The sequence below is a fragment of the Chitinophaga sp. genome (genome assembly GCF_035564935.1).
Taxonomy (GTDB): Bacteria; Bacteroidota; Bacteroidia; order Chitinophagales; family Chitinophagaceae; genus Chitinophaga.
On record NZ_DATMTE010000674.1, the window covers coordinates 1 to 2,234 of the forward strand.

A 2,234-nucleotide genomic window follows, 5' to 3' on the forward strand; every position below is an offset into this window, starting at 1 on the left:
ACCGGTACTCATCAAAGTAATATTTGGTAAAGCAAAACCGCAGCACGCAGCTACTACTGCCGAACCGGAAAAAACTGATTCTCCAATATAATTTTTTATATCTTTAAAAGGGCCTTATAAAAAGGCCCTTTTTTTTATTCCCGTTATTATTGTCAACCAAACAAAATGAAAGCCGACAAAAGTTCCGTCTCTATTTTCAATATCGCCGTTATAGTGGCATCGCTGGGCTATTTCGTGGATATTTATGATCTCCTGCTGTTTACTATTGTAAGGGTACCAAGTTTAAAATCACTGGGAGTGCCCCAGAGTGAAATTGATGCCGGCGCTGGTATGTTGCTGATCAACATCCAGATGGTAGGATTGCTTGTAGGTGGTATTTTCTGGGGTATTATCGGAGATAAAAAAGGCCGCCTGAGCGTTTTGTTCGGTTCTATTCTCATTTACTCTGTGGCGAATATCGCCAATGGTTTTGTGCATGGTATCAATGGATATGTATTGTGGCGCTTTGTGGCTGGCTTTGGGCTGGCGGGAGAACTGGGCGCCGGTATTACACTGGTATCGGAGATCCTGCCAAAGGAAAAACGGGGGTATGGTACCATGATTGTAGCTACAGTAGGCGTTTCAGGGGCAGTAGCGGCCAACCTGATCGCAAAGCTGGTGGGCGACTGGCGGATCTGTTATTTCATTGGTGGCGGTTTGGGACTGGGTTTGCTGATCCTGCGGGTGAGTGTAATGGAATCACAGATGTTTAATGCAGTGAAAACATCTGCTGCATCCAGGGGAAGTTTTGTAGCGTTGTTCACCAACCGCGAACGATTTATTAAATACCTGAAATGTATGCTGTTAGGCACTCCTACCTGGTTTGTAGTGGGCATACTGATAGCATTCTCCAACAAGTTTGCCGCCCAGATGGGCGTAAAGGGCGCTATTAACCCGGGCGATGCTATCGCATTTTGTTATGCAGGGCTGGTATTGGGCGATTTCGCCTCCGGCCTTATCAGCCAGTTATGGCAAAGCCGCAGGAAGGTAATGCTGTTATTCCTGGTGCTTACCGGTATTATGGTAACGGTATACTTAAATCTTCATGGTGCGGAAACCTGGGTGTTTTACACGGTATGTTTTATACTTGGTTTCAGTGTTGGATTCTGGGCAATTTTTGTGACCATTGCAGCCGAAAGCTTTGGTACCAATCTAAGGGCTACCGTGGCTACTACAGTTCCGAACTTTGCGAGAGGGATGCTACCGTTGATCTCTATCTTATTTATACAGGTCCAGAAATATTTTACTTTCCTTCAAAGCGGGGCTATTGTGGCAGTGGTTTGTATCGGAGTTGCGTTGATTACGGCCTGGAAGGTGGAAGAAACGTTTGGCAAAGATCTTAACTACCTGGAAGAAATTTAATCAATGATAGCTGTCGAGCATTTTGTCCAGTAATTTATTCAGCTGGATCACTTCTTTTTCGTTTAACGACTGAAGGGTGTTATCCAGCTGCCTGATTTCATTATCAATTAATTTCAGCAGCTCCAGTCCCTTGTCGTTGATACGGACATCCACGGCGCGCCTGTCCATTTCACTGTTTTTGCGTTCCACCAGGTCTGCTTTGCGGAGTCGTTCCACAAGGCGGGATACATCGCTCATTTTATCCAGCATCCTTTCTTTCAGCACGTTGATACTTGCCGCCTGCGGGTGTTGCCCGCGAAGGATCCGCAGTATATTGAACTGTTGCATGGTAATACCATAACGCTTAAAGAATTGCTGGTGACGCGACGTTATCCAGTTACCAATGAAAATCAGGCTGATCAGGCCCCGCTGATTTTCGTTTTCAAATGTTTTCTGTGTAATCAGTTTTTCCAGGTTAGACATACATTCAGAGTTAAACCAAATTTTATGAAACTATTTAGAACTGCTTCATTTATACTGTTTTAGCCCGTTCAGGGATGGGATAAAATTACGAATAAAAGTGCGAATTTTGTCTGACTCAGGATTAAACTGATTACGCTGATTACGCTGATTTTATTTTTTGGATTTTAAGGGATTCTGGGAGATATAAGCAAATTGATATTTTACTATCTAAAAGATTAGGGAGATAAAAGCGGATTGCTTCGCTTTTATCTCCCCCAATCTTTAAAAATCCAAAAAGTAAAATCAGCGTAATCAGCGTAATCAGTTTAATCCTGAGTCAGACAAAATCCGCGTTAGGCGGTGGCAGACTGCATTTTGTCCAGTACGTCCAT

The 2,234-nt window shown here is 43.7% G+C and carries 2 protein-coding genes; one reads left to right on the forward strand and one right to left on the reverse strand.

All coding sequences use genetic code 11. The features are described from left to right. The first annotated feature begins 165 nt into the window (after positions 1 to 165). On the forward strand, positions 166 to 1,401 hold the full coding sequence (locus tag VN105_RS17430; RefSeq protein WP_325642809.1) for an MFS transporter: 1,236 nt from the start codon (positions 166 to 168) through the stop codon (positions 1,399 to 1,401). Here VN105_RS17430 and VN105_RS17435 read toward each other — a convergent pair whose 3' ends face one another. Beyond that, the gene (locus tag VN105_RS17435) at positions 1,402 to 1,863 is read right to left on the reverse strand and encodes a MarR family winged helix-turn-helix transcriptional regulator (protein ID WP_325642810.1); all 462 of its coding nucleotides are present in this window, start codon (positions 1,861 to 1,863) and stop codon (positions 1,402 to 1,404) included. Between the last annotated feature and the right edge of the window lie 371 nt (positions 1,864 to 2,234).

Bases quoted from the DNA above. Each gene is read 5' to 3' on its own strand.
- VN105_RS17435 (WP_325642810.1), bottom strand. From the start codon at position 1,863: ATGTCTAACCTGGAAAAACTGATTACACAGAAAACATTTGAAAACGAA.
- VN105_RS17430 (WP_325642809.1), top strand. From the start codon at position 166: ATGAAAGCCGACAAAAGTTCCGTCTCTATTTTCAATATCGCCGTTATA.